Below are 23,081 nucleotides of genomic sequence, written 5' to 3' on the forward strand. Positions count from 1 at the left end.
CGGCCGGGACGTCCTCGGCCTATCACTCCTTCAGTTCCTGCACGAGCGAGTCCACCACCGCGACGAGATCGCCGTCCGTCCGTTCCGCGAGCCGGCGCTGACGCTGATAGGACGCTCCCCGCACCGGAATGTCCGCGACCTGTGAGAGTTCGTCGGCGCAACCGAGCCGCACCGCGGTGGGCATGATCTGTTCGAGCAGATCGTTCAGGTCGTCGGTGACCAGCCGCTCGGTGCACACCGGGTCGAGGATGACCTCCGCCTCGAGTCCGTAGCGCGCCGCACGCCACTTGTTCTCCTTGACGTGCCACGGCTGCAGCACGGGCAGTTCCTCGCCCCGTTCGAGACATTCGTCGAAGTAGACGACGAGCGAATGCACGAACGCGACGAGGGCGGCCAGTTCGGCGCGGTTGGTGATGCCGTCGAAGACCCGGACCTCGAGGGTCCCCCATTTCGGTGCCGGCCGGATGTCCCAGTGCATGCCGCCGGGGTGGCTGATGACGCCGGACTTGAGCTGATCACCGATGAATTCCGCGTACTGCGGCCAGTCGGCGAAATGGTAGGGCAGGCCGGCGGTCGGCAGCTGCTGGAACATCAGCGCCCGGTTGCTCGCGTAGCCCGTGTCATAGCCCGCCCAGATCGGCGACGAGGCCGACAACGCGAGCATGTGGGGATACTTCACGAGCATGGCATTGAGGATCGGGATGACCTTCTCCGCGGAGGAGACCCCCACATGGACGTGCACTCCCCAGATGAGCATCTGCCGTCCCCACCAGCGGGTGCGGTTGATCATCTCGTCGTAGTCCGGGGAGGGCGTGACGGTCTGGTCCGTCCACTGCGCGAACGGGTGGGTACCGGCGCACATCAGGTCCACGCCGTTCGGGTCGGCGGCACGTCGCAGCAGCGACAGCGACTCGGACAGGTCGTCGACCGCCTCGGCGACCGTGTCGTGCACTCCGGTGACGAGTTCGACGGTGTTCCGCAGGAACTCCTTGGTCAACCGCGGGGTCTCCCCCGCGATCTCCTTCACCCTGTCGAAGACGACCGCCGCGCTGTTCGAGAGATCGCGGGTGGTCTTGTCCACCAGAGCGATCTCCCATTCCACGCCGATCGTGGGACGAGGTGATCCCGGAAACGCGACTGCCACGTCTCGATCCAACCACAGGGCCCCGCCGACGGATGTCCGTCTGCGGGGCCCTGTGTCAGGAATTACCTGCGAGATCGAGTCTCAGGAGATTCGGGCTCCGGTCACTCGATGACGCCGCACGCGAGGCGTGCGCCGAGGTTGTCCTGGTGCACGACCACCGAAGCGCCGTCCTCACCCTCGAGGTCCTCGAGGCCGAAGGCCGAGGTGGTGACGGTGGCGGTGGCGGTGCCGTCCTCACGGACGACGAGCGAGACCAGGTCGCCGCTCTCCGGGACGGAGGTGTTGCCGCCGGCCTGCAGGTGAGCGCCTGCGGACAGGAACGCGCCGGGCTCACCGCCGTCCGGAGCGGTGGACTCGGCCTCGCAACGGCCGAACTCGTGGATGTGGACACCGTGGTAGCCGGGCTCGAGACCCTCGACGTCGACGGTCACCTCGACGTTGCCGCCGTTCTCGGCGAACGACACGGTGCCGGCCGACTGGCCGTCGACCGTGGTGAGCTCGGCGGTGAGCGCAGCAGCGGAGGCGGAGCCACCGGCGTGCGACTCGCTTCCGCCCTCGCTTCCACCCTCGGTGCCGTGGTCGTCGCCGTGGGCCTCGGAAGCGGGCGCGGCGGATCCCGTCCACACCGGCGGCGTCGTCCCCGGCTCGGTGCTCGCCTCCTCGCTGTTCGAGCACGCAGTCAGGCCCACCGCGGCGATCGCGACGATCGGGGCCAGAGCACGCCAGGACATGCGACGGGTGGAACTGGAGACCATCAAACCGCTCCTTCGAAGTGCCGAAAAGTCACCCGATCATAACCGGGCGTCTCCGGCACCCACCCGGTGGCGGACCGACACGGTTTCGGCGCTACGGCGAAGTGACGATGACGATCACTCCGGGGGCGGCATTGCGGATGCCTTCGAAGCGCGGTTGCGCGGTGACCCCGAGCGATTCCGCGACGGCCGTCGCGGTCTGCTGCTCACCGGGCGACGTCCCGTAGAACACCGAGGTCTGCGGCAGCAGGCCCTCGCTGTAGTTGCCGGTCTCGGTGATGGTGAAGCCCTCGTCCTCGAGGTAGGTGGCGGTCTGCGCGGCCAGGCCCGCGATCTCGGAGTTGTTGAACACGCGGACCGGTGCCGTCGCGGCGGCCGAGGTGTCGGAGGCGAACGAGGTTCCGCTCGCCACGGGCAGGGAGGGAACCGAGGTCGCGGCCGCGGTGGTGGTGGTCGCGCCTGTTCCGGAGGCAGACGTGCCACCGTTCGCGGCAGCAGGCGCGGGCGCGGAGGGCACCGCGGCCGAGCGCGTGGACGGTGCGGCCGGCGCCGCGGCGGTCGTCGTCGTGGGTGCCGCCGCGGGAGCCGGTTCGTCGTCGGAATCACCGAGCGAGGCGAAACCCAGACCGGCGAACAGGATGCCCAAGGAGATCAGGACCATCGCGAACGCACGCAGAGGCGGTCCCGAGGGTGCGGGCGCGCGGCTGGGGATCTCGGGGGTTCTGCTCACGACCTCGACCATAGTTGCCCGAGCACACGCAGCGCTGCCGACCGGCCGCGCGTGTCGACATCGCAGTATCCGGCCCGGAAGCCGCCCGTCTAGCGGGTGTCGAAACCGAGCCGGCGGGCCGCGCGGGCCTTCTGACGGCTCGCACGCAACCGCCGCAGCCGCTTGACCAGCATCGGATCGGCGGCGAGCGCCTCGGGACGATCCACCAGAGCGTTGAGCACCTGGTAGTAGCGGGTGGCGGAGAGACCGAAGAGTTCCTTGATGGCGTCCTCCTTGGCACCGGCGTACTTCCACCACTGCCGTTCGAACGCCAGGATGTCGAGATCGCGACGGCTCAGGCCGTTCGCCTCGTCGCCGGTGGGCTCCTGCGCGGATGCGCCGTCGCCCTGCGGGGACACGAGATCGGACCGGTCGTTGCCGTGCGCTGCTGCGCCGTCCATTTCCCTCCTCGACTGACTGGATCACACCGTGACGAAGAGTCCTTGCGTCTCGGCGGAAGTCATTCAATCACGGGGTGGGGACACATACCGGTTCGAGAACGCTGCGAGTCGATCCCATTATCCTGTGTCACCATGGCCATTCTTCCCATCGTCATCGTCGGCGACCCCGTCCTGCACAACCCGACCCGGCCGGTGACCGAGTCACCCGCCGAACTCGCTCAGCTGATCGCCGACATGTTCGAGACGATGGACGCGGCCAACGGCGTCGGCCTCGCCGCCAACCAGGTCGGTGTCGACAAGCGACTGTTCGTCTACGACTGCCCCGACCGCGACGAGTCCGGCAAGGTCGCGCGCCGGCGTGGCGTCGTCGTCAACCCGATCCTCGAGACCTCCGAGATCCCCGAGACGATGCCCGACCCCGAGGACGATCTCGAGGGCTGCCTGTCCGTGCCCGGCGAGAACTTCCCCACCGGTCGCGCCGACTGGGCGAAGGTCACCGGTACCGACGAGAACGGTGAGCCCGTCGAGATCGAGGGCCACGGATTCTTCGCTCGCATGCTGCAGCACGAGGTCGGGCACCTCGACGGCTTCCTGTACGTCGACGTCCTGATCGGACGCAACGCCCGCGCCGCGAAGAAGACCATCAAGCGCGCCGGCTGGGGTGTCCCGGGGCTGACCTGGCTCCCCGGTTCGGTGGAGGACCCGTTCGGCCACGACGACGAGGACGAGTGACGAGGCGACCGACGAACCGTCGATGACGACCGACCGTCCGGCCCCATCCGTACCCCTCGGCACCCGGGTGGTGCTGCGGTACCGCCTGCCCGCCGGCTACAGCCATCCGATGACCGACGTCATCGGTGAACTCGTCTCCGTCGAACCGGTGGTCGCGGTGCGCACCGCCGACGGTCGCGTCGTCCAGGTGGCCCCCACCTCGGTCGTCGCGCTCAAGCCGATCGCGGCGCGGCCGATCCGCGTCTCGGAGATCCGCGCGCTCGAGCACGCCGCCGCCGCGGGGTGGCCCGGTCTCGAATCGGCCTGGGTGGACGGCTGGCTCGTGCGCGCCGGGCACGGTTTCACGCGGCGCGCCAATTCGGCGACGCCGCTGGGCGAACGCGGCACCGTGGCCGACCCCGCCGATCCGGCCGTCCGCGCCCGGCTCCGTGAATGGTTCGCAGCGCGCGGACTGCCGCTGCGGCTGCTGGTGCCCGATCGACTCGCCCGGATCCCCGAGGGGTGGCCGACCTCGGAGCCGGTGCTCGTGATGGGCGCCGATCTCGCGAACGTGCCGTTACCGCCGGAGCCCGCCCCGGTCACGATCACCGACCGGCCGGACGCCGACTGGATGTCGCTCCACCGCGCCGACGCCGACCCGTTGCTCGCGCAGGACGTGCTCGGCTCGGTGGCCGCGGGGATCCTCGGGTTCGGCCGCATCGGTGCACCGGGGCAGCCGCCCCTGGCGATCTGCCGCGCGGCGATCACCGATGCGCCGGACGGACGCCGCTGGGTGGGTCTGTCGACCGTCGAGGTCGCTCCCGAGCACCGGCGCCGCGGACTCGGCACACTCGTGTGCGGTGCCCTGCTGCGATGGGCACGCGAGCAAGGCGCGACCCACGCATATCTGCAGGTCGAGGAGTCGAACACCGCGGCGCGCGCCCTGTATCGCGAACTCGGCTTCGTCGACCACCACCGCTACCGGTACGCCTCCGAACCCGTCGGATAGGTCGCCTACAGTGGGCGTGTGCGCCTTGCTACCTGGAATGTGAACTCCGTCCGTGCTCGTACCGACCGCATCCTCGACTGGTTGCAGCGAACCGACACGGATGTGCTCGCGATGCAGGAAACCAAGTGCAAGGACGAGCAGTTCCCGTACGAACGCTTCGAGGAACTCGGTTACCGCGTCGCGCACGTCGGACTGAGCCAGTGGAACGGTGTGGCCATCGCGTCGCGCGTGGGCCTCGACGACGTGCAGATCGGCTTCGAGGACCAGCCCGGTTTCTCCAAGGACCCGGAGGTCGATCCGGCGCTCGAGGCGCGGGCGATCGGGGCGACGTGCGCGGGTGTGCGCGTGTGGAGCCTGTACGTCCCCAACGGTCGCGACCTCAACGACCCGCACTACACCTACAAACTCGACTGGCTCGCCAAGCTGCGCGCCGACGCGCACGCCTGGGCCACCGCAGCGCCCGAGCAGCCCATCGCGCTGGTCGGCGACTGGAACGTCGCCCCCACCGACGACGACGTGTGGGATCCGGCCTTCTTCGAGGGCAAGACGCACACCTCGCAGCCCGAGCGCGACGCCTTCCACGCGTTCGCCGAGGTCGGCTACACCGATGTGGTCCGTCCGTACGCGCCCGGCCCCGGGGTCTACACCTACTGGGACTACACCCAGCTGCGCTTCCCCAAGAAGCAGGGCATGCGGATCGACTTCGTGCTCGGGTCGCCGGCCTTCGCGGCACGGGTGACGGGCGCCGAGATCGACCGCAACGAACGCAAGGGCAAGGGCGCGAGCGACCACGCACCGGTCATCGTCGACCTCGACCTCTGAGTGGATTCGACCGCTGAGTGGATTCGACCGCTGAGCGGATTCCGGGCCGGGTGAACCGCCCGCGAAGGCGTCAGGCCTTGCGGGCGGGCACCTTACGCTGCGGTTGCCTGCGCCGATTCTCCTTGCGCTGGGGTTCCGTGCGCTGAGTTTCCGTGCGCTTGGGTTCCGTGCGCGGCGGCTCGAGAGCCACGACGACGTCGCGGTAGTTCTCGTGCGCCGACAGGAATCGCTGCACATAGGTGCACACCGGCCGCACCCGCCAGCCTCGGCTGCGCGCGAGATCGAGCGAACCACCGACGAGGACGGCCGCGAGACCCCGATGGCCGAAATCCTCGACGATCACGGTGTGCATGAAGTCGACGACCGGCGGGTTCGGCGCCGGAGCGCGTTCGAAGTCGTAGTACCCCAGGATGCCGACGAGATCGCCGTTGAGGCGCAGTTCGAACCGGTTCTGGTCGGCGTTGTCCGACACGGCGAGGTCCGGCGAACTCGTGTTCATGAGCGCCTCCAATAGGGGTGTTGCGTGATGGAACTGTGACCTATGCCACTATAGAGCAACGAGACGGCCACCGTCGGCAACGCTGTCGTGTTTCGGACGATGCACCGGCCTCAGCGCCGCCCGGCCGTGATCGAACACACCCTGGGTAGGGTGTCCGCGTGGACCTTCTGCCCTTGTCGCCTCGAGGCGAGACCCCGGTTCGAGCCCTCACCATCGCCGGCACCGACTCCGGGGGCGGAGCCGGCATCCAGGCCGATTCCCGCACGATGGCGATGTGCGGTGTGCACGCGTGCGTCGCGGTGGCCGCCGTGACCGTCCAGAACTCCGTCGGCGTCCGCGGGTTCCACGAGATCCCCGCCGAGACCGTGGCCGACCAGGTGCGGTGCGTGGTCGAGGACATCGGAGTCTCCGCAGCGAAGACGGGCATGCTCGCCTCCACGCAGATCATCGAGGCCGTCGCGCAAGTGTGCTGCGAGGTGGGCATCGGCCGCGACATGGAGGTGCCGCTCGTCGTCGACCCGGTCTGCGCGTCGATGCACGGCGACCCGCTGTTGCACTCCGACGCACTCGACGCGATCCGCGGGGTGCTCATCCCCCTCTCCACCGTCGTCACCCCGAATCTCGACGAGGTACGGCTGATTACGAGCATCGACGTCGTCGACGACGCGTCGGCACGGCGCGCCGCCGAAGCGCTCCATGCGCTCGGCGCCCAGTGGGTGATCGTCAAGGGTGGCCACCTGCGCAGCTCGGAGAAGAGCACCGACCTGCTGTTCGACGGCGACCGTTTCCTCGAGTTCAGCACGCCGCGCATCGAGACCGGCAACGACCACGGCGGCGGCGACACGCTCGCGGCCGCGATCGCGTCGGCCCTCGCGCACGGCCGGTCGGTGCCCGAGGCCGTCGAGTTCGCGAAGGAATGGATCACGAAGTGCCTCGAGTGGTCCTACGACCTCGGTCACGGCCACGGCCCGGTCAACCCGTTGTGGCGACTGCACGAGCGCTGACCGCGCCCGTCCTCACTCGGTGAACTCGGCGCGCACCTCGGCCCGCTGGTCGCCGGTGGGCACCCCGTCGGGTCCGTCGATGGAATTCGCGTAGACGGCCGTGCCGTAGGCGACGGCGGCGGCCGCCGCGCCGAACGCGTCGCGGTCGATGCCGGCCAGGGTGTCCTCGGGGGTGTGGTAGTTCGGGTCGAAGGGCTGGTCGGCGGTGCCACCCCACAGGTCGGCCTGTTCGGGGGTCTTGACGTCGTCGGCGCCGGTGAACACCCCGCCCGCGGGGATGCCGAAGGCGACGAACGGACCGTAATCGGATCGGCCGTCGAAATCTGTTCCGCCGACCTCGATTCCGCGTTCGTCGAAGAATTGCGCGAAGGTCCGTTCGATACCCGCCGAGCCCTCCGGTCCGGGTCCTTCACCGACGGCGTCGGAGTCGTCGCCGTCGAACACCAGATATCCGGCGTTGGGCGAGCCGAGCATGTCGAAGTTCAGGTACAGGGCGATGTCGAGTCGCTCCTCGTCGGACAGCGACTCGACGTATCTCGTGGAGCCGACCAGTCCGACCTCCTCGGCGCCCCAGAACGCGAACCGCACGGCGTTGGTCACGCCCGGCTCGCTGCCGAGTTGCAGCGCGGTCTCGAGGACGGCGGCGACACCGGTTCCGTTGTCGTTGATCCCCGGTCCTTCGGGGACGCTGTCGAGGTGCGCGCCGACGACGACCACGTCGTCGGTCGAACCGGTGCGCGTCTGCGCGATCACGTTGCGCGACTTCCGGTCCTCGGTACGGGTCTGGAGCGTCACCGTCACGGTGGTCGCGGCGGACAGACGCTCGGCGTCGGCCCCGGCCACCCCACCGACCGGGATGCGGGGGTTCGATTCCGCCCCCAGACCGGCGGCGGCGAGCGGGCCGTCCTCGTTGTTGGCGACGAGCAGCGCGGCCGCTCCCCGTTCGGCGGCGACCTGCTCCTTGACGGCGAAGGTGCACACGCCGCGATCGACGATCACCACCGCGCCGGTCGCGTCGATGCCGTCGTAGTCGGTTGCCTCGCAACCGGGGGTGTCGTCGGGGGCGATGCGCACGACGCGCGCGGTGAGCCCCTCCGGTCCCGTCGACGGCGACATGCCGAGTGCGCTCACGCCCATCGGCTCCCCGTCGACGGTGAGCTGCTCGTTCTCGACGGCGAACAGGGTCGTGTCGAACTCCGGTGTCTGCACGTCGAATCCGGCGTCGCGCAGGGCTCCGGCGACGTAGTCGACGCTCGCGTCGTAGCCGGGGGTCCCGAGCGAACGGTTTCCGTCGTTCTCGCCGGCGATCCGTTCGAGTTCCGTCAGGTGCGTCATGACGGCATCGAGCTGCACGGCGTCGGCGAGCGCCGCCGGATCGACGGGCGGCGCCTCCACCTCCGCCTCCGAGCATCCCGCCGTCAGCAGTACACCGGCGGCGATCAGCGCCGCTCCCCGCATGCCGTATCTCGTCTGCGCCCGCGCCATCGACCGAGCGTACAAAAAAGCACTGCGCCGCACGGGGAAACCGTGCGGCGCAGTGTGCGGAGGCAGAACCTGCGGCGTGTCGAGGTAGTACCTCAGGCGTCGCGGCGGTTGACCACCACGAGCGAGGCTGCGAACACCAGAAACGAGAAGACCGCGAAGTACAGGAGCGATCCCCATGGACCCCAGTGGAATTCGATTCCCTGCCCGATACCCAGGAAGTTGTTCGCGTTCGCGAACGGCAGGAACGGTTGGATCTCGCGGCCCACCGAACCGAACAGCGCGAACAACGATTCGAGCAGCAGCGGCCACAGCATCAGCAGCGCGATCGTGCCGGCCGACTGCCGCAGCAGCGTGCCCACGCCGATCGCGAGGAAGACGCACAGGAACGCGTAGATCGCGGTGCCGTAGACCGCGCGCCACGCCGTGTCGCCGCTGAGGACGAGTTCGCGACCTGCGTCAGGCCCGGCCAGCGCCTTCGCGAGGTAGAAGGCACCGAACGAGACCGCGAGTGTCAGCACCGCGCCCAGCACGCCGATGAGCAGCGCCTTCATCGTCAGGAGCAGGGTGCGGTTCGGGGTGGCCTGGAAGGTCGTACGGATGACCCCGAAGCGGTACTCGCTGGTGACCGACAGTGCCGCGAGGATCATGAGCACCAGCACGCCGAAGCCGGTGACGCCGCTGACCGCGACGTCCACGGTCGGATAGAACCGCCCCAGTTCGTCGTCCATCCCGGCCGACGCGCGGGAGACCGACCCGAGGATCGCGGCCAGACCCAGGCCGAGGGCGACGATGACGAGGGTGCACCACAGCGGTGACTGCACCGACGTGAGCTTGATCCGTTCGGCCCGCAGTGTGTCGAGCGCCGTACTCATCACAGTCCACCCTTCATGACGTCGTCGACTCCGGATCCGTGGTATTCGACCTCGCCACCGGTGAGTTTCATGAACGCTTCCTCGAGCGACGCGTTGCGTCCCGCGAGTTCGTGCAGCACGATCGACCGGGTCGCGGCGAGTTCGCCGATCTCTGCCGCCGGAGCGCCCGAGACGTGCAGGGCACCGTCGTCCTCCCGCACGGTGTGCCCGCGTTCGGTGAGCGCGGTGCGCAGCTCGTCGAGCTGCGGGCTGCGCACGACGACGAACGAGTCGGACGCGCGGTCGACGAACTCCTTCACCGAGGTGTCGGCGATGAGCCGTCCACGGCCGATGACGATGAGGTGTTCGGCGGTCTGCGCCATCTCCGAGAGCAGGTGGCTGGACACGAGCACCGTGCGGCCTTCCGCGGCGAGGGCCTGCATGAACCGCCGGATCCACACGATGCCCTCGGGGTCGAGGCCGTTGACCGGTTCGTCGAACAGCAGCACGCGCGGGTTGCCGAGCAGTGCGGCGGCGAGACCGAGTCGCTGCGACATGCCGAGCGAGAAGCCGCCGGCGCGCTTGCCCGCGACCTCCGTCAGACCCACCTGGCGCAGAACCTCGTCGACACGCGAGGCGGGCAGACCGTTCGACGCGGCCAGCCAGGCGAGATGCGACCGCGCCGACCGGTTGGGATGCACCCACTTCGCGTCGAGCAACGCCCCGACGGCGGTGAGCGGCCGTGTCAGCTCGCTGTACGGCTTCCCTTCGATCAGTGCGGTTCCCGAGGTCGGCCGGTCCAGCCCCAGGATCATGCGCATCGTGGTGGACTTCCCCGCCCCGTTGGGGCCGAGGAAGCCGGTGACGATGCCGGGACGGACCGTGAACGTCAGGTCGTCGACCGCGGTCGTGGACCCGAAGGTCTTGGTCAAGCCGGTCACTTCGATCATGCGCACCACCCTACGTGCGGCTCCGGCGAGCGCATCCGATCACACTCTCCGGAGCCGCACGCGGTGCGTCAGGGGACGAAGACCTCGGTGGTGACCGGGATGCTCGGTCGCTCTGTACGCATCGTCAGGGCGACGCGGCCGGGCCCGGGGAACACGTGCATGAACAGGGGCCGGGTGCTCGTGTGGAAGGCCGGCACGAAGCGGGTCTCCGTACCGCGGGCACCGGTGTCGAGGTTGTGCCAGTCGAAAGCGACGGTGACGTCGCAGTTCAGGATGCTCGGCGTCCACTCGCCGAGAAGCGAGTAGCCCTGCGTGATCCGCAGTTCGATCCCGTGGGTGGCACCCGGCGCCGAGGAGTACTCGTAGAGCGGGCCGTCGAAGGCGGTACCACCGGCGCGCACGATGCCGGCGCAGATGCCGTCGCCCAATGTCAGCACGGGTGGCGTGGACAACTCCGTCGTCGCGCACGACCTCGGTCCGGTGTTCGACCAGCCCATCTGACACGGTTCCTGGGCGCCCGCGACACCCGGCGCCGCAACGGCGACGGCTGCGCCCATGAGCCCGGCAGCAGCGGCAGAGAAAATTCTGTGTGCAACTGTCATGCCCGGGGAGCGTACAGACCGATCGGTATCCCGTCGCGCAATAATCGGAAAACCCCTGAGCACCAAGGTGCTCAGGGGTTCCCGTACCGGTCACGGCTCCATCGGCGAAGACGCCTGGGCCCAGAAGCGTTTCGGGATCCGGCCGGCGTGCCGGGCACGGAATCCCGCTTCGACGGCGTGCCGCATCGCCGACGCCATCAGCGCCGGATCCTTCGCGCGGGTGACGGCGGTCGCGAGCAGCACGGCGTCGCAACCGAGTTCCATCGCGAGCGCCGCGTCGGAGGCGGTTCCGATTCCCGCGTCGAGGATCACCGGCACACCCGCGGCCTCGACGATCATCTCGATGTGGTGCGGGTTCGAGATGCCGAGGCCGGTCCCGATCGGCGAGCCGAGCGGCATCACCGCGGCACAACCGACGTCCTCGAGGCGTCGCGCGAGGACGGGATCGTCGGTCGTGTACGGCAGGACGACGAAGCCGTCGTCGACGAGTTGTTCGGCCGCGGAGACGAGTTCGATGGCGTCGGGCAGCAGCGTCCGTTCGTCGGCGATGACCTCGAGTTTCACCCAGTCGGTCTCCAGCGCCTCCCGCCCGAGCTGCGCGGTCAGCACGGCTTCCTTCGCGCCGCGGCACCCGGCAGTGTTCGGCAGCGGTTCGATGCCGAGGCGGCGCAGCAGGTCGAGGACACCGGTTCCAGAGGCCGCGTCGACGCGGCGCATCGCGACGGTGGTCAGTTCGGTGCCCGACGCGACGAGTGCCTCCTCGAGCACGGCCAGGTTCGCCGCGCCACCGGTGCCGGTGATCAGCCGCGACCCGAAGGTGCGGCCGGCGATGGTGAGCTGCGGCAGGTCGGCGCCGGGATCGTGTGTGTCAGCCACCCTGGACCGCCGTGAGGATCTCGATGCTCGCTCCGCGCGTGACCGGCTCCGACCAGCGGCCACGCGGGCACACGACACCGTCGACGGCGACCGCGATGCCCTTCTCGGGCAGACCGAGCTCGTTCAGCAGTTGTGACACGGTCGGGGCCGCGTCGTAGTACTTGTCCTCACCGTTGACGGTGATGCCCACGGACACGTTCGTCATCCCACACTCGCTTCCGTAATTCGTCCAGGACAGGCGTACTGCGCGTCGGCCAGCGACCGCCCACCGAGTTCGGCGAGCACCGCGTCGACGGTGAGCGGCGTGAGCAGCACACCGTTGCGGCCGTGGCCGGTCGCGGCGACGACACGATCGGAGAGCCGGCCGATCAGCGGCAGGTTGTCGGGGGTCATCGGGCGCAGGCCCGCGCTCGCCTCGAACAGTTCGTACTCGCCGAGCGCAGGAAAGATCTTCTCGGCGTCGGCGATCAGATCGCGCACCCCGGCCACCGTGACCTGTGTGTCGGACGCCTCGTACTGTGTGGCGCCCACGACGAGGCCGTCGTGGCGGGGCACCAGATAGGCGGGGCGTCCGTGGACACTCGCGCGCACGGTGCGCTGCGGCGGCGGAGTCGCGCCCGGCCGCACCCGCAGGCGCAGGATCTCGCCCTTGACCGGACGGACCGGAAGGCCCGGCCACAGTCGCGCCGACGCCGAGCCGGCGGCGAGCACCACCTGATCGTCGGGAAGGTCGGCGAGATCGTGGACGGCGGCGTCGGAGAAACGCACCCCGGCCGCGGTGGCCGCGACGCGCAGGGCGTCGACGAGCGTACGGTTGTCGACCGACGACTCGGCGGGTGCGAGCAGTCCGAGACGCACCTTCGGACCGAGGGACGGTTCGAACTCCCGGATTTCCGCACGGGAGAGCAGACGCATCTCGTGCCCCCGCTCCCCGACCCATTCGGCGACGGTCCGCAGATCGGCCGCGTCCGCCGCGTCGAGCGCGACGGTCAGCGACGCCTCGGCGGTGAACACGTCGACGCCGGTCTCCGCGCGCAGTGCCTCCGCGAATCCGGGCCAGCGGTCGAGCGAGGCCGCACCCAGGGACAGCACGTGGTCCTCACCGGGCCAGCCCTCGGACAGCGGGGCCAGCATCCCGCCGGCCACCCACGAGGCACCGCTACCGGGATTCGGGTCGTGCACGGTCACGATGTGCCCTGAGCGGGCCGCGCGCCATGCGATCGACAGCCCGATCACTCCGCCACCCACGACGGCCACAGTTGCCATTGGTCCACCTCACTCCCTGCGCCGGCATGATCCGGGTCAGGTCATAACGGTCGGGACCGGCAGGCCCCCTCTCAGCCCCGCGAACCTCGGGACTCCCGTGTCGTCACACTTTCTGCCTAGAGGCTACCGTCTTGGTCGTGACCACCTATCGCGGCAACCATCCCGACCCGCGCGGCCGCCTCGCGACCGCCCGGTTGTACCTGTGCACCGACGCCCGCCGGGACACCGGCGACCTCGCACGGTTCGTCGAGGAGGCTCTCGCCGGTGGGGTCGACATCGTCCAGTTGCGCGACAAGGACTCGGCCGGCGAGAAGAAGTTCGGACGCCTCGAGGCGGGCGAGGAACTCGCCGCGCTCGAGATCATCGGCGAGGCGTGCGCGCGCCACGGTGCGCTCCTCGCCGTGAACGACCGCGCCGACATCGCGCTCGCGGCGGGCGCCGACATCCTGCATCTCGGTCAAGGCGACCTGCCGGTGCGGCACGCGCGGCAGATCCTCGGCGACGAGATCGTCATCGGCCGCTCGACGTCGAGCCGGGCGCAGGCCGCGCTCGCCGACATCGAGGAGGGCGTCGACTACTTCGCGTCCGGGCCGGTGTGGGACACCCCGACCAAGCCGGGGCGCACCGCCGCGGGGCTGGAGGTGACGCGCGAGGTCGCGCAGTCGCAGCCGGCACGGCCGTGGTTCGCGATCGGCGGCATCGATCTCGAGCGGCTCCCCGAGGTGCTCGACGCCGGTGCCACGCGGGTCGCGGTGGTCCGGGCGATCACGAAAGCCTCCGATCCGCGGACAGCCGCCGCGGCGCTCAAGGCTGCGCTGCCTGCCTGAGGGCTGCTGCCGGCCTGAGGGCTACAACCAGCCCAGCACGGCCGAGGGCGACATCGCGATCGTGCCCTCGGGCAGCCGCGCGCGCAGGCCGCGATCGGCGGTGACCACGACCGTCACCCCCGGATCCACCACGGCCGTCGCAGTGGAGGCCAGCCGGGCCAGTTCGTCGTCGCCGCTGCCGTCCGCGCTGTGCACCGGGATCCGGACGTCGTCGATCGTCGCGTCGCGGGCGTGCCCTTCGAGGACCGCTTCGACGCGGGGGACCCAGCCGAACGAGCCGTCGGGAAATTCGACGGTGCGGGGCAGGACCGCGGCGAGGTCGGCGAGCAGGGCGCTCGTCGCGCCGGGGCGGTCGCGCCACCATCCGGTGGGGCCGCTCGCTCCGAGCACGTTCGCGGTGTCGAGCAGCATGCGTACCGGTGAGGTGCGCAGCGACGGCCACGCCTCGGCGAAGCCGCTGTGCAGCGGCATCGCCTCGACCTCCGATTCGGGCACCCAGCGCAGTTCGGTGCTCTCCTGGTTGAGGCTGGTCACGAGCGTTTCGGTGGCGTCGGCGACGACGGTGGTGTAGGTCCATCCGCCCGCGAGACCGGAGGTGACACGTTCGGCGCGCACCGTCACGGCCGCGACATCGATGCCGGCCTCCTCGTGGGCCTCCCGCACGGCGGCGTCGACGGTGCTCTCGTGCGAGTCGCGGGCTCCACCGGGAAGTGCCCAGGTGCCTCCCTGGTGCGACCATGCCGCCCGGTGCTGCAGGAGAACCGCGGGGCGACCGTCCGCGAGCGGAGCGCGCAGCAGCAGACCTGCGGCGCCGTGTCGTCCCCAGCGCTTCTCACCGTCCGGTCCGACCGCCCAGCCGTCACCGTCTCCACGCATTGCGTCCGCCTCTCCGATCCGCCCTCGCCCGGACCTGTGCCCGGTACCGGATCCCGCCGTCCGTGGACGGCAACAATACCGCCGGGCTGCTTATATGCTCCCCTCAGACCGCTCGACACGAGGAAGGGAGTGCCCGGTGGACGTACGGATCACCCCTCCCTTCGCGCCTGTCGAGAGCCACATCCGCGACGACGCCGATACGGACACTCCGGACGCCCGGTTCGACGACGCCCGTGCCCTGCTCCGATCCACGCCGGTCCGGTTGGTGGTCCTCGGGGTGGTGCTCACCGTGCTGCTCGTTGCCTCGGCAGCGGTCTCCGCAACGATGGTGTCCGGCAGGCAGGCCACCCACGATCGTCTCCTCGCGTCCATCGAGCCGCTCGCCAGCGCGGCCCAGAATCTCTACAGCGCACTCTCGGTGGCCGACGCCGCCGCCGTGACGGGCTTCATCTCGGGAGGACTCGAACCGGAGGCGGTGCGCAGTCGCTATATCCGGGCGACCAACGAGGCCGCGGAATATCTCGTCATCGCTTCGACCGGCCTGACCGACGCCGACCGCGAGACCGCACACAACCTGACGGAGATCGGGCGGCTGCTGCCCGTCTATACGGGTCTCATCGAGACGGCTCGCACCAACAACCGCACCGGGCATCCGGTCGGCGCCGCATATCTCGGCGAGGCCTCGCACCTGATGCAGACCGAACTGCTCCCCGCCGCACAGGAACTGCACACGCGCGGTGTCGCCGCCGTCGAGGACACCCAGCGCGACGCGGTGCGACCGCCCTGGCTCGCCATCGGGCTGCTCCTCGTCACGGTCGCCGCCCTGTGCGTGGCGCACGTCGTTGTGAGCCGCCGTAGTCGTCGCACCCTCAATCCCGGAATCCTCGTCGCGATCGGCGCGACCGGCGCGCTGCTGTGCTGGTTGCTCGTCGCCGGCCTGGCCTCGTCGAGTGCCACCGAACGCGCAATCGAGCGCGGTGCGGCACCGCTCGCCGATCTCACCGAGGGACGGATCCTCGCCCAGCAGTCGCGTACCGCCGAGACCCTGCTGATCGCCCGGCGCGACACGACCGGCGCGTACGACGACACCTTCGGGACCAACATGGCGCGCCTCGGCGACATCCTCGACGAGTACGGTCGCGATTCCGCCCTCGAGGCCGGCACCGAGGCGGTGGAGACCGCCCGGTCGGCGCACGACGCCTGGATCAACTCGCATGCACGCATGGTCGACGCCCTCGTCCGCGGCGACTACGCAGCGGCCTCGGTCCTCGCGGTCGGCGCAGGTCCCGGCGAGTCCACCGCGCGGTTCGTCGCTCTCGATGCTGCTCTGACGGAAGGAATCGACGACACCCGCACCGAACTGCGCGACAACGAGTTCCGCGCCTCCCGCACCCTCGCCGGCCTCGCACCGATGTCGGTGGTGCTGCTGACGGTGGCGCTGGTCGGCGTCTGGGTCGGTCTCCGGCCCCGGTTGAAGGAGTACCAGTGAGAGAGCGCGTTCTCGTCGCGGGCCTGTGCGTCGTCGCCGCACTCGCCGGCGGGTGCGCGACCGATCCCCCACCGCGCGCCCCCGGCCTCCAGGGGACGACGACCTCTCTCCCGCTCCCCGAGAACGCGCGGATGCTCGAGTCGTCGGTGGCCACACCGCCCGCCCCCGACTGCGGCGATCCCACCGCCTCGCTTCCCCCGGACCCGAACGCCACCGGACCTGCGATCGATCGGATCCGCAAACGCGGCCGGCTGATCGTCGGCCTCGACACCGGCAGCAACCTCATGAGCTACCGCGACACCGCGACCGGGCGCATCACCGGTTTCGACGTCGACATCGCGCGCGAGATCGCCCGCGACCTCCTGGGCGATCCCGCTCTCGTCGACTACCGCATCCTGTCGTCGGCCGAGCGCGAGAAGGCGCTGCAGGACTCCACCGTCGACATCGTCGCGAAGACCATGAGCATCACGTGCGCCCGTCGCGAGAAGGTCGACTTCTCCACCGAGTACTTCCGGGCCCAGCAGCGCGTGCTCGTCGTCCGGGGTTCCGACATCCGCTCCGCCGCAGATCTCGCCGGCCGGCGCGTATGCATCGTCGAGGGCACGACCTCGCTGCTCCGGATGCGGGAGGTGCAGCCGTCGGCGTCGATCCTCACCGTGCCGTCGTGGGCCGACTGCCTCGTCGTCCTCCAGCAACAGCAGGTCGACGCCGTGAGCACCGACGACACGATCCTCGCCGGACTCGCCTCGCAGGACCCCTACCTCGAACTCGTCGGCCCCTCCCTGGGATCGGAGCCGTACGGAATCGGAATCCGGCTGGGCAGCGACGAGCTCGTACGGTTCGTCAACGCCACCCTCGAACGGATCCGTTCCGACGGGACGTGGACGGCGCTGTACGAGAAGTACCTGCGGGTGCTCGGTCCCACTCCGTCACCCCCGACACCGAACTACCGGAAGTGACGGCCATGTCCGACGAACCCGAACCGGCCGATACCCCGTCGGCCGATTCCGGCCCCGCCACCGAACGTGCAGCGGATTCCGGACCCGCGACCGAACCGTCGACCCGAGACTCCGGACCGGCCACCGCGCGGGCGACCGGGGATACCGGGCCCACCACCGAACGCGGTCCCGCCCCCACCACGCGGTCCGAATCCACCCAGCGGTCCTCGATCTGGTCGGGCTCGTCCTCTCAGCGCTCGTCGAGCCGTCGCATCCGGCCGCGCGGAACCCAGCGTCGCCGCATCGCCGGCCTCGTCGACGTGCCGGTCCCCACCACGAAGGATCCGGTCGACGCCGTCCTCCGCGATCCTCACGTCTCCGAAGGCAAGAGGTTCTGCGCGAAGTGCGGACAACCGGTGGGACGCAGCACCCCGTCGGGGCCGGGTCCCACAGAAGGTGATTGCCCCCAGTGCGGAACACATTTCCAGTTCACTCCGGCCCTGCACCGCGGGGGCCTCGTCGCCGGGCAGTACGAGGTGCAGGGTTGTCTCGCCCACGGCGGACTGGGATGGATCTACCTCGCGATCGACCGCAACGTGAGCGACCGCTGGGTAGTGCTGAAGGGCCTGCTGCAGGGTGGCGACGCCGAGGCCCAGGCGGTCGCGGTGGCCGAACGCCAGTTCCTGGCCGAGGTCAGCCATCCGAGCATCGTGCAGATCTACAACTTCGTCGAGCACCCCTCACCCGACGGCACCCCGATGGGATACATCGTCATGGAGTACCTGGGTGGTCACACCCTGCGTACCGTGCTCGACAACTATCCCCCACCGAACCGCATCCCCGTCGAGCAGGCCATCGCATACATGCTCGAAGTGCTACCGGCACTGCAGTATCTGCACGACATCGGACTGGTCTACAACGACCTCAAGCCCGAGAACATCATGGTCACCGACGAGCAGATCGAACTCATCGACCTCGGCGCCGTCTCCGCGATCGAGGGATACGGCTATCTGTACGGGACGCCGGGATATCAGGCACCCGAGATCGTCCGGACCGGGCCGACGGTCGCGAGCGACATCTACACGGTCGGACGCACACTCGCGGTCCTCACCCTCGACATGCCATCGGACAAGGGCCGGTACCGCGACGGTCTGCCCACCCCCGAGCAGGCGCCCCTGCTCGACGAGTTCGACTCCTTCCACCGCCTGCTCCTGCGGGCCACGAACCCCGATCCGCAGCAGCGCTTCTCGTCCGCCGACGAACTGCAGGGACAGCTCACCGGTGTGCTGCGCGAGATCCTGTCGAAGAAACTCGGCACCGAACATCCCGGGCTGTCCCGGCTGTTCAGCCCGCCCCGCACGACCTTCGGCACCGACGAGGCGCTCGTCCCCACCGACGTCTACGCCGACGGGATCGAGCGCGACCCCACACTGCGGGGACAGGATGTCGCGGCAGCGCTGCCCGTCCCGCTGCTCGACCCCAACGATCCGAGTGCCGCGCTCCTCGCCGCAGCGGTGCACAGCGAACCGCAGCAGACCCTCGACTCGCTCCGACACGCGCGCGAGAACGGGGTCGGGCGGGTCGTCGGGGCATCCGATGTGTCGTTCTCCAAGGAGATCACCCTCGCCGAGGTCCGCGCCCATCTCGATCTCGGGCAGGTCGACATCGCGGTGGAAATCCTCACCCGCCTCGAGCGCGAGTCCGGCGACGACTGGCGCATGGACTGGTACGCCGGCATCGCCGAACTGCTGCAGGACGACTACGAGGCCGCGTTCGCCCGGTTCGACAAGGTGCTGCAGGCTCTTCCGGGCGAGATCGCTCCGAAGATCGCGCTCGGAGCCACCGCCGAACTGACGCTGCAGCACTGGGAGAGCGACGACCCCGACGCGTGGCGACGCTTCTGCGAGCAGTCCTATCGGGTCGTCTGGCGCACCGATCACGCCGTCGTCAGCGCGGCCTTCGGGTTGGCACGCCAGCTCACCGCCCGCGACGAGATCCGTGCCGCCGTCGACGTACTCGACGAGGTCCCCACGACCTCCCGGCACCACAGTGCAGCGACCATGACCGCCGCCCTGGCCCTGTTACGAGGTGGTCGCGTCGAGGAGATCTCCGAGACGGATCTGCGGGAGGCCGCGCACCGGATCGCGTCGCTGCCTCCCGATGAGGGTCGCGCCCTGCAGATGCGCGCACTGGTCCTCGGGACGGCGCTCGAATGGGTGCGCAGCGGACGGGCGTCGAGTCGCGAGTACGACCGCATCCTCGACGTACCGTTCACCGAGAAGGGACTGCGCCTGGGCACCGAGGCGGCGCTGCGGCAATTGGCGCGCAACGCCCCTTCCCGCACACACCGCTACACCCTCGTCGACCTCGCGAACGCGATCCGGCCGCGCAGTTTGACCTGATCAGAAGTCAGCGCCGGGCGAACTGCACGGCCGCGCGGGCGATGGCGAGTTCCTCGTTCGTGGGGATCACGAGAACCTCCACCTGCGACGAGTCGGCCGAGATCCGGCGTTCCCCGTCGTCGTCGGCAGTGTTGCGCGCATCGTCGACGACGATGCCGAGCCGGTCGAGGCCGGAGAGGCTGTCGCGCCGGACGTCGACGTTGTTCTCCCCCACCCCACCGGTGAACACGATCGCGTCGACGCCGCCGAGCTCGAAGGTGTAGGCGCCCACGTACTTCCGGATGCGATGCACGTAGACTTCGTACGCGAGTCGCGCGTCCTCGTCGCCCTCGCCGACGAGCTTCAGCAGAGCCCGGAAGTCGTTGACACCCGACAGCCCCTTCAGGCCCGAATGCCGGTTGAGCAGGTCGTCGATGGCGTCGACCTTCAACCCGGCCGCCCGGTTGAGGTGCATGACGACACCCGGATCGATGTCGCCGCTGCGCGTGCCCATGACGAGACCCTCGAGCGGGGTCAGTCCCATCGAGGTGTCGATCGGGCTCCCACCTGCGACCGCCGACGCCGACGCACCGTTACCCAGATGGAGCACAACCAGATTCAGGTCCGCGATGTCGCGTCCGAGGAACTCCGCGGCACGCCCCGACACGTATTCGTGTGAAGTACCGTGGAATCCGTACCGCCGGATGTCGTGCTTGTGGGCGATGTCGCGGTCGATCGCATAGGTCGCCGCGTGCGGCGGAAGACCGTGGAAGAAGGCGGTGTCGAAGACACCCACATGGGGGATGTCGGGCAGTTCCTCCCGCGCGACCTCCATTCCCACGACGTTCGCCGGATTGTGTAGGGGCGCAAGGATCGACAATTCGTCGACGGCGCGGACCACGTCGTCGTCGATCAGGGTCGGTTCGTAGAAGACCTTGCCGCCGTGCACGAGTCGGTGTCCGACGGCGACGATGCCCACCTCGTGCAGCGGACGGCCAAGCCCTTCGAGCATCTCCAGTACCGCACGCAGTCCGGTCCGGTGGTCGACGATGGCGTCGTTGCGTTCGTCCGCCCCCGCCGTGTGGTGGAAGACGATCCGGCCCTCCGGTTCCCCGATCCGCTCGATCAGTCCGTGCGCCAGCGACTTTCCGCTCTCCGGTTCGATCAGCTGGAACTTGATCGACGAGGATCCGGAGTTGAGGACCAGGACGGTGCCTGCGGTGGCCGGGTTCGGGCTGCTCACGCGTCTTCCTCCTGCGCCTGGATCGCGGTGATGGCGATGGTGTTGACGATGTCCTGGATCAGGGCGCCTCGGGAGAGGTCGTTGACCGGCTTGTTCAGTCCCTGCAGGACCGGTCCGACGGCGACGGCACCGGCGCTGCGCTGCACGGCCTTGTAGGTGTTGTTGCCGGTGTTCAGGTCCGGGAAGATGAACACCGTGGCGCGACCGGCGACGTCGGAGTCGGGCAGCTTCGCGCTCGCGACCGTCGGTTCGATCGCCGCGTCGTACTGGATCGGCCCCTCCACGAGCAGGTCGGAGCGCCGCTCCCGTACGAACGTCGTGGCCGAGCGGACCTTGTCGACATCGGCGCCCGAACCGGATTCGCCGGTGGAGTACGACAGCATCGCGACCCGCGGATCGATGCCGAACCGGGCGGCAGTCGCGGCGGACGAGATCGCGATGTCGGCGAGCTGATCGGCGGTCGGGTCGGGGACGACGGCGCAGTCACCGTACGCAAGCACGCGGTCGGCGAGGCACATCAGGAAGATGCTCGACACCGTGGAGACACCCGGTTCGGTCTTGATGATCTCGAGTGCGGGACGGATGGTGTGGGCGGTGGTGTGCGCCGCACCCGACACCATGCCGTCGGCCAGGCCCAGGTGAACCATCATCGTACCGAAATACGATATGTCGCGCATGATCTCGCGTGCACGATCGACGGTCATGCCCTTGTGGGCACGCAACCGCGCGTACTCCTCCGCGAACCGGTCGGCGTGCTCGGAGGTGCGCGGGTCGAGGATCTGCGCCTCCGACAGGTCCACCCCGAGTTCCGATGCCCGCTGGCGGACGGCCGCCTCGTCGCCGAGGATCGTCAGCCTCGCGATGCCGCGCTGGAGCACACGCCCGGCAGCTCTGAGGACGCGATCGTCCTCGCCCTCGGGCAGCACGATGTGTCGCTGCTGGGCCCGTGCCCGGTCGATGAGCTGGTATTCGAACATCTGTGGGGTTGTCACGGACGGTCGCGGCAGTCGCAGCCGGTCGAGCAGGGAGTGCGAGTCGACGTGCCGTTCCATGAGCGCGAGGGCCGTGTCGATCTTGCGCTGCGCACCGAGGGCCATGCGGCCGCGGGTGCGGTCGGCTGCCGAGGCGGTATCGAAGGTACCGAGTTCGGTGGTGAGGATCGGCAGCGACGGTTTCAGAGCCGCAACGAGCTGCGCGATCATCGGATGCGGTAGCAGACCACCGTTCATGATGATGCCGGCGAGCGTCGGGAAACCTTCGGCGGCATTGGCGTTGACCAGCGCGAGGATGACGTCGGAGCGGTCGGCGGGAGCGATCACGACGATGCCGTCGGTGAGGCGCTCCAGAATCCGCTCGGCGGTCATGCCACCGACCATGATGCGCAGCGCTTCCCGCTGTAGCAGGTCGGGGTCGCCGCTGTAGAGCTCGCCTCCGATCGCGGTCTGCAGTTCCGCCATCGTCGGCGCGACCAGCGCCGGGACCTCCGGGAGCGTCCACACCGGTTCGGTGCGGTCGTCGAGTGCCTGCGCGATGTCGTCGAGTGCGTCGGGATCGCAGCGGTTCACCACCACCGCACCGAGATGCGCGTGTTGCCCCGCCAGCTCGTTCGCGCACACACCGGCGAGCTGCGCGATCTCGGCGGGGGTACGGCGGGAACCGCGCAGGACGAGCAGCACCGGAGCGTCGAGGTTCGCCGCGATGCGGGCGTTGTACGACAGCTCGCTGGGGTTGGCGATCTCGGTGTAGTCGCTACCGACGATGACGACGGCGTCGCAGCGATCGGCCACCGCGTGGTACTTGCCGACGATGTCGCTGAGCGCGGCGTCCGGGTCGTCGTGGACGTCGTCGTAGGTGACACCGATGCAGTCCTCGTAGGAGAGGTCGACGGTGGTGTGTTCGAGCAACAGTTCGAGGATGTAGTCGATGTCGCTGTCGGAGCGCGCGATGGGCCGGAAGACACCGACGCGGGCGGTGGACGCGCACAGCGTCTGCAGCACCCCCAGGGCGACGGTCGATTTCCCGGTGTCCCCTTCCGGAGCTGCGATGTAGATGCTCGAGACGGACCCTGCAGCAGCACTCATGGATTCCACCCTAACTGCAAACTTTGCTCCGTCCGGTGTACCGACGCGCATGCCCCGAAGGGCTGCGATACAGAAAAGGTGCCGCTTCTCTCCGGGGAGAGGCGG

The 23,081-nt window shown here is 69.4% G+C and carries 23 protein-coding genes and 1 riboswitch; of the genes, 8 read left to right on the plus strand and 15 right to left on the minus strand.

The window, feature by feature from the left end:
• Nucleotides 1–22: 22 nt before the first annotated feature.
• The 4 genes from LPH33_RS19255 to LPH33_RS19270 form a co-directional block, all read right to left on the minus strand.
• On the minus strand, nucleotides 23–1,144 hold the full coding sequence (locus LPH33_RS19255; RefSeq protein WP_229565470.1) for a glutamate--cysteine ligase: 1,122 nt from the start codon (nucleotides 1,142–1,144) through the stop codon (nucleotides 23–25).
• A 101-nt stretch (nucleotides 1,145–1,245) separates the two neighbouring features.
• Nucleotides 1,246–1,899 carry a superoxide dismutase family protein gene (locus tag LPH33_RS19260; protein WP_229565472.1) on the minus strand — a complete coding sequence of 218 codons (654 nt, stop codon included), beginning with the start codon at nucleotides 1,897–1,899 and terminating at the stop codon, nucleotides 1,246–1,248.
• Nucleotides 1,900–1,990: 91 nt separating this feature from the next.
• Nucleotides 1,991–2,638 carry a LytR C-terminal domain-containing protein gene (locus LPH33_RS19265; RefSeq protein ID WP_229565474.1) on the minus strand — a complete coding sequence of 216 codons (648 nt, stop codon included), beginning with the start codon at nucleotides 2,636–2,638 and terminating at the stop codon, nucleotides 1,991–1,993.
• 77 nt (nucleotides 2,639–2,715) lie between these two features.
• On the minus strand, nucleotides 2,716–3,066 hold the full coding sequence (locus LPH33_RS19270; RefSeq protein WP_016691601.1) for a DUF3263 domain-containing protein: 351 nt from the start codon (nucleotides 3,064–3,066) through the stop codon (nucleotides 2,716–2,718).
• A 132-nt stretch (nucleotides 3,067–3,198) separates the two neighbouring features.
• Here LPH33_RS19270 and LPH33_RS19275 point away from each other — a divergent pair, with 132 nt between their 5' ends.
• Genes LPH33_RS19275 through LPH33_RS19285 form a run of 3 tightly spaced genes read left to right on the plus strand, consistent with a single transcriptional unit; the run spans nucleotide 3,199 to nucleotide 5,608 of the window.
• Nucleotides 3,199–3,798: a peptide deformylase gene (locus tag LPH33_RS19275; protein ID WP_229565475.1), complete on the plus strand. Its 600-nt coding sequence runs from the start codon at nucleotides 3,199–3,201 to the stop codon at nucleotides 3,796–3,798.
• A gap of 22 nt (nucleotides 3,799–3,820) precedes the next feature.
• Nucleotides 3,821–4,786 (plus strand): GNAT family N-acetyltransferase, encoded by a 966-nt coding sequence (locus LPH33_RS19280; protein WP_060650576.1) that lies wholly within the window; start codon nucleotides 3,821–3,823, stop codon nucleotides 4,784–4,786.
• An 18-nt stretch (nucleotides 4,787–4,804) separates the two neighbouring features.
• Nucleotides 4,805–5,608 carry an exodeoxyribonuclease III gene (locus LPH33_RS19285; protein WP_120280159.1) on the plus strand — a complete coding sequence of 268 codons (804 nt, stop codon included), beginning with the start codon at nucleotides 4,805–4,807 and terminating at the stop codon, nucleotides 5,606–5,608.
• A gap of 70 nt (nucleotides 5,609–5,678) precedes the next feature.
• On the opposite strand, the gene LPH33_RS19290 is transcribed toward LPH33_RS19285, so the two are convergent.
• Nucleotides 5,679–6,107, minus strand: a complete 429-nt coding sequence (locus LPH33_RS19290) for a GNAT family N-acetyltransferase (RefSeq protein ID WP_229565477.1) — start codon at nucleotides 6,105–6,107, stop codon at nucleotides 5,679–5,681.
• A gap of 158 nt (nucleotides 6,108–6,265) precedes the next feature.
• Here LPH33_RS19290 and thiD point away from each other — a divergent pair, with 158 nt between their 5' ends.
• Complete coding sequence (thiD, locus tag LPH33_RS19295) at nucleotides 6,266–7,111, plus strand: bifunctional hydroxymethylpyrimidine kinase/phosphomethylpyrimidine kinase (RefSeq protein WP_060650573.1); 846 nt, start codon at nucleotides 6,266–6,268, stop codon at nucleotides 7,109–7,111.
• Nucleotides 7,112–7,123: 12 nt separating this feature from the next.
• Here thiD and LPH33_RS19300 read toward each other — a convergent pair whose 3' ends face one another.
• The 7 genes from LPH33_RS19300 to thiO all read right to left on the minus strand — a co-directional run bounded on the left by LPH33_RS19300 (nucleotide 7,124) and on the right by thiO (nucleotide 13,141).
• The gene (locus LPH33_RS19300) at nucleotides 7,124–8,596 is read right to left on the minus strand and encodes a M20/M25/M40 family metallo-hydrolase (protein WP_229565479.1); all 1,473 of its coding nucleotides are present in this window, start codon (nucleotides 8,594–8,596) and stop codon (nucleotides 7,124–7,126) included.
• A 92-nt stretch (nucleotides 8,597–8,688) separates the two neighbouring features.
• The gene (locus LPH33_RS19305) at nucleotides 8,689–9,468 is read right to left on the minus strand and encodes an ABC transporter permease (protein ID WP_229565481.1); all 780 of its coding nucleotides are present in this window, start codon (nucleotides 9,466–9,468) and stop codon (nucleotides 8,689–8,691) included.
• The gene (locus LPH33_RS19310) at nucleotides 9,468–10,397 is read right to left on the minus strand and encodes an ABC transporter ATP-binding protein (protein ID WP_229565483.1); all 930 of its coding nucleotides are present in this window, start codon (nucleotides 10,395–10,397) and stop codon (nucleotides 9,468–9,470) included. The genes LPH33_RS19305 and LPH33_RS19310 overlap by 1 nt, the downstream gene beginning before the upstream one ends.
• A 68-nt stretch (nucleotides 10,398–10,465) precedes the next feature.
• Entirely contained in the window at nucleotides 10,466–10,999 is a 534-nt protein-coding gene (locus LPH33_RS19315) for a hypothetical protein (RefSeq protein WP_229565484.1), read from the minus strand.
• A gap of 90 nt (nucleotides 11,000–11,089) precedes the next feature.
• Complete coding sequence (locus LPH33_RS19320; RefSeq protein ID WP_006553655.1) at nucleotides 11,090–11,875, minus strand: thiazole synthase; 786 nt, start codon at nucleotides 11,873–11,875, stop codon at nucleotides 11,090–11,092.
• Complete coding sequence (gene thiS / locus LPH33_RS19325; RefSeq protein ID WP_006553656.1) at nucleotides 11,868–12,080, minus strand: sulfur carrier protein ThiS; 213 nt, start codon at nucleotides 12,078–12,080, stop codon at nucleotides 11,868–11,870. Before thiS ends, LPH33_RS19320 begins: the two co-directional genes overlap by 8 nt.
• Nucleotides 12,077–13,141, minus strand: coding sequence for a glycine oxidase ThiO (gene thiO, locus LPH33_RS19330; RefSeq protein WP_229565486.1), 1,065 nt, complete (start codon nucleotides 13,139–13,141; stop codon nucleotides 12,077–12,079). Before thiO ends, thiS begins: the two co-directional genes overlap by 4 nt.
• Nucleotides 13,138–13,250: riboswitch (TPP riboswitch) on the minus strand. (Overlaps the previous gene by 4 nt.)
• 28 nt (nucleotides 13,251–13,278) lie before the next feature.
• On the opposite strand from thiO, the gene thiE reads away from it, so the two are divergent.
• Nucleotides 13,279–13,968 carry a thiamine phosphate synthase gene (gene thiE, locus LPH33_RS19335; protein WP_229565488.1) on the plus strand — a complete coding sequence of 230 codons (690 nt, stop codon included), beginning with the start codon at nucleotides 13,279–13,281 and terminating at the stop codon, nucleotides 13,966–13,968.
• Between the two features lie 21 nt (nucleotides 13,969–13,989).
• Here thiE and LPH33_RS19340 read toward each other — a convergent pair whose 3' ends face one another.
• The gene (locus LPH33_RS19340; protein WP_229565489.1) at nucleotides 13,990–14,844 is read right to left on the minus strand and encodes an NUDIX hydrolase; all 855 of its coding nucleotides are present in this window, start codon (nucleotides 14,842–14,844) and stop codon (nucleotides 13,990–13,992) included.
• Nucleotides 14,845–14,980: 136 nt separating this feature from the next.
• Here LPH33_RS19340 and LPH33_RS19345 point away from each other — a divergent pair, with 136 nt between their 5' ends.
• Genes LPH33_RS19345 through LPH33_RS19355 form a run of 3 tightly spaced genes read left to right on the plus strand, consistent with a single transcriptional unit; the run spans nucleotide 14,981 to nucleotide 19,673 of the window.
• Entirely contained in the window at nucleotides 14,981–16,333 is a 1,353-nt protein-coding gene (locus tag LPH33_RS19345; RefSeq protein ID WP_229565491.1) for a hypothetical protein, read from the plus strand.
• A complete protein-coding gene (locus tag LPH33_RS19350) occupies nucleotides 16,330–17,292 on the plus strand; it encodes a glutamate ABC transporter substrate-binding protein (RefSeq protein ID WP_229565492.1) in 963 nt (320 codons plus the stop codon). Before LPH33_RS19345 ends, LPH33_RS19350 begins: the two co-directional genes overlap by 4 nt.
• Nucleotides 17,289–19,673 carry a tetratricopeptide repeat protein gene (locus LPH33_RS19355; RefSeq protein WP_420714451.1) on the plus strand — a complete coding sequence of 795 codons (2,385 nt, stop codon included), beginning with the start codon at nucleotides 17,289–17,291 and terminating at the stop codon, nucleotides 19,671–19,673. Before LPH33_RS19350 ends, LPH33_RS19355 begins: the two co-directional genes overlap by 4 nt.
• 7 nt (nucleotides 19,674–19,680) lie before the next feature.
• Here LPH33_RS19355 and LPH33_RS19360 read toward each other — a convergent pair whose 3' ends face one another.
• Together LPH33_RS19360 and pta are read right to left on the minus strand one after the other, a co-directional pair.
• Nucleotides 19,681–20,895 carry an acetate/propionate family kinase gene (locus LPH33_RS19360; RefSeq protein ID WP_229565495.1) on the minus strand — a complete coding sequence of 405 codons (1,215 nt, stop codon included), beginning with the start codon at nucleotides 20,893–20,895 and terminating at the stop codon, nucleotides 19,681–19,683.
• Entirely contained in the window at nucleotides 20,892–22,976 is a 2,085-nt protein-coding gene (gene pta / locus LPH33_RS19365) for a phosphate acetyltransferase (protein WP_229565497.1), read from the minus strand. Before pta ends, LPH33_RS19360 begins: the two co-directional genes overlap by 4 nt.
• Nucleotides 22,977–23,081 lie beyond the last annotated feature (105 nt).

Source organism: Rhodococcus sp. RDE2 (assembly GCF_020885655.1).
Lineage (GTDB): Bacteria > Actinomycetota > Actinomycetes > Mycobacteriales > Mycobacteriaceae > Rhodococcus > Rhodococcus pyridinivorans.

Excerpts from the sequence above, each read along its gene's own strand:
- LPH33_RS19260 (WP_229565472.1), bottom strand. The coding sequence starts at position 1,899 with ATGGTCTCCAGTTCCACCCGTCGCATGTCCTGGCGTGCTCTGGCCCCG.
- LPH33_RS19265 (WP_229565474.1), bottom strand. The coding sequence starts at position 2,638 with ATGGTCGAGGTCGTGAGCAGAACCCCCGAGATCCCCAGCCGCGCGCCC.
- LPH33_RS19270 (WP_016691601.1), bottom strand. The coding sequence starts at position 3,066 with ATGGACGGCGCAGCAGCGCACGGCAACGACCGGTCCGATCTCGTGTCC.
- LPH33_RS19275 (WP_229565475.1), top strand. The coding sequence starts at position 3,199 with ATGGCCATTCTTCCCATCGTCATCGTCGGCGACCCCGTCCTGCACAAC.
- LPH33_RS19280 (WP_060650576.1), top strand. The coding sequence starts at position 3,821 with ATGACGACCGACCGTCCGGCCCCATCCGTACCCCTCGGCACCCGGGTG.
- LPH33_RS19290 (WP_229565477.1), bottom strand. The coding sequence starts at position 6,107 with ATGAACACGAGTTCGCCGGACCTCGCCGTGTCGGACAACGCCGACCAG.
- LPH33_RS19300 (WP_229565479.1), bottom strand. The coding sequence starts at position 8,596 with ATGGCGCGGGCGCAGACGAGATACGGCATGCGGGGAGCGGCGCTGATC.
- LPH33_RS19305 (WP_229565481.1), bottom strand. The coding sequence starts at position 9,468 with ATGAGTACGGCGCTCGACACACTGCGGGCCGAACGGATCAAGCTCACG.
- LPH33_RS19310 (WP_229565483.1), bottom strand. The coding sequence starts at position 10,397 with ATGATCGAAGTGACCGGCTTGACCAAGACCTTCGGGTCCACGACCGCG.
- LPH33_RS19315 (WP_229565484.1), bottom strand. The coding sequence starts at position 10,999 with ATGACAGTTGCACACAGAATTTTCTCTGCCGCTGCTGCCGGGCTCATG.
- thiS (WP_006553656.1), bottom strand. The coding sequence starts at position 12,080 with ATGACGAACGTGTCCGTGGGCATCACCGTCAACGGTGAGGACAAGTAC.
- thiO (WP_229565486.1), bottom strand. The coding sequence starts at position 13,141 with ATGGCAACTGTGGCCGTCGTGGGTGGCGGAGTGATCGGGCTGTCGATC.
- LPH33_RS19340 (WP_229565489.1), bottom strand. The coding sequence starts at position 14,844 with ATGCGTGGAGACGGTGACGGCTGGGCGGTCGGACCGGACGGTGAGAAG.
- pta (WP_229565497.1), bottom strand. The coding sequence starts at position 22,976 with ATGAGTGCTGCTGCAGGGTCCGTCTCGAGCATCTACATCGCAGCTCCG.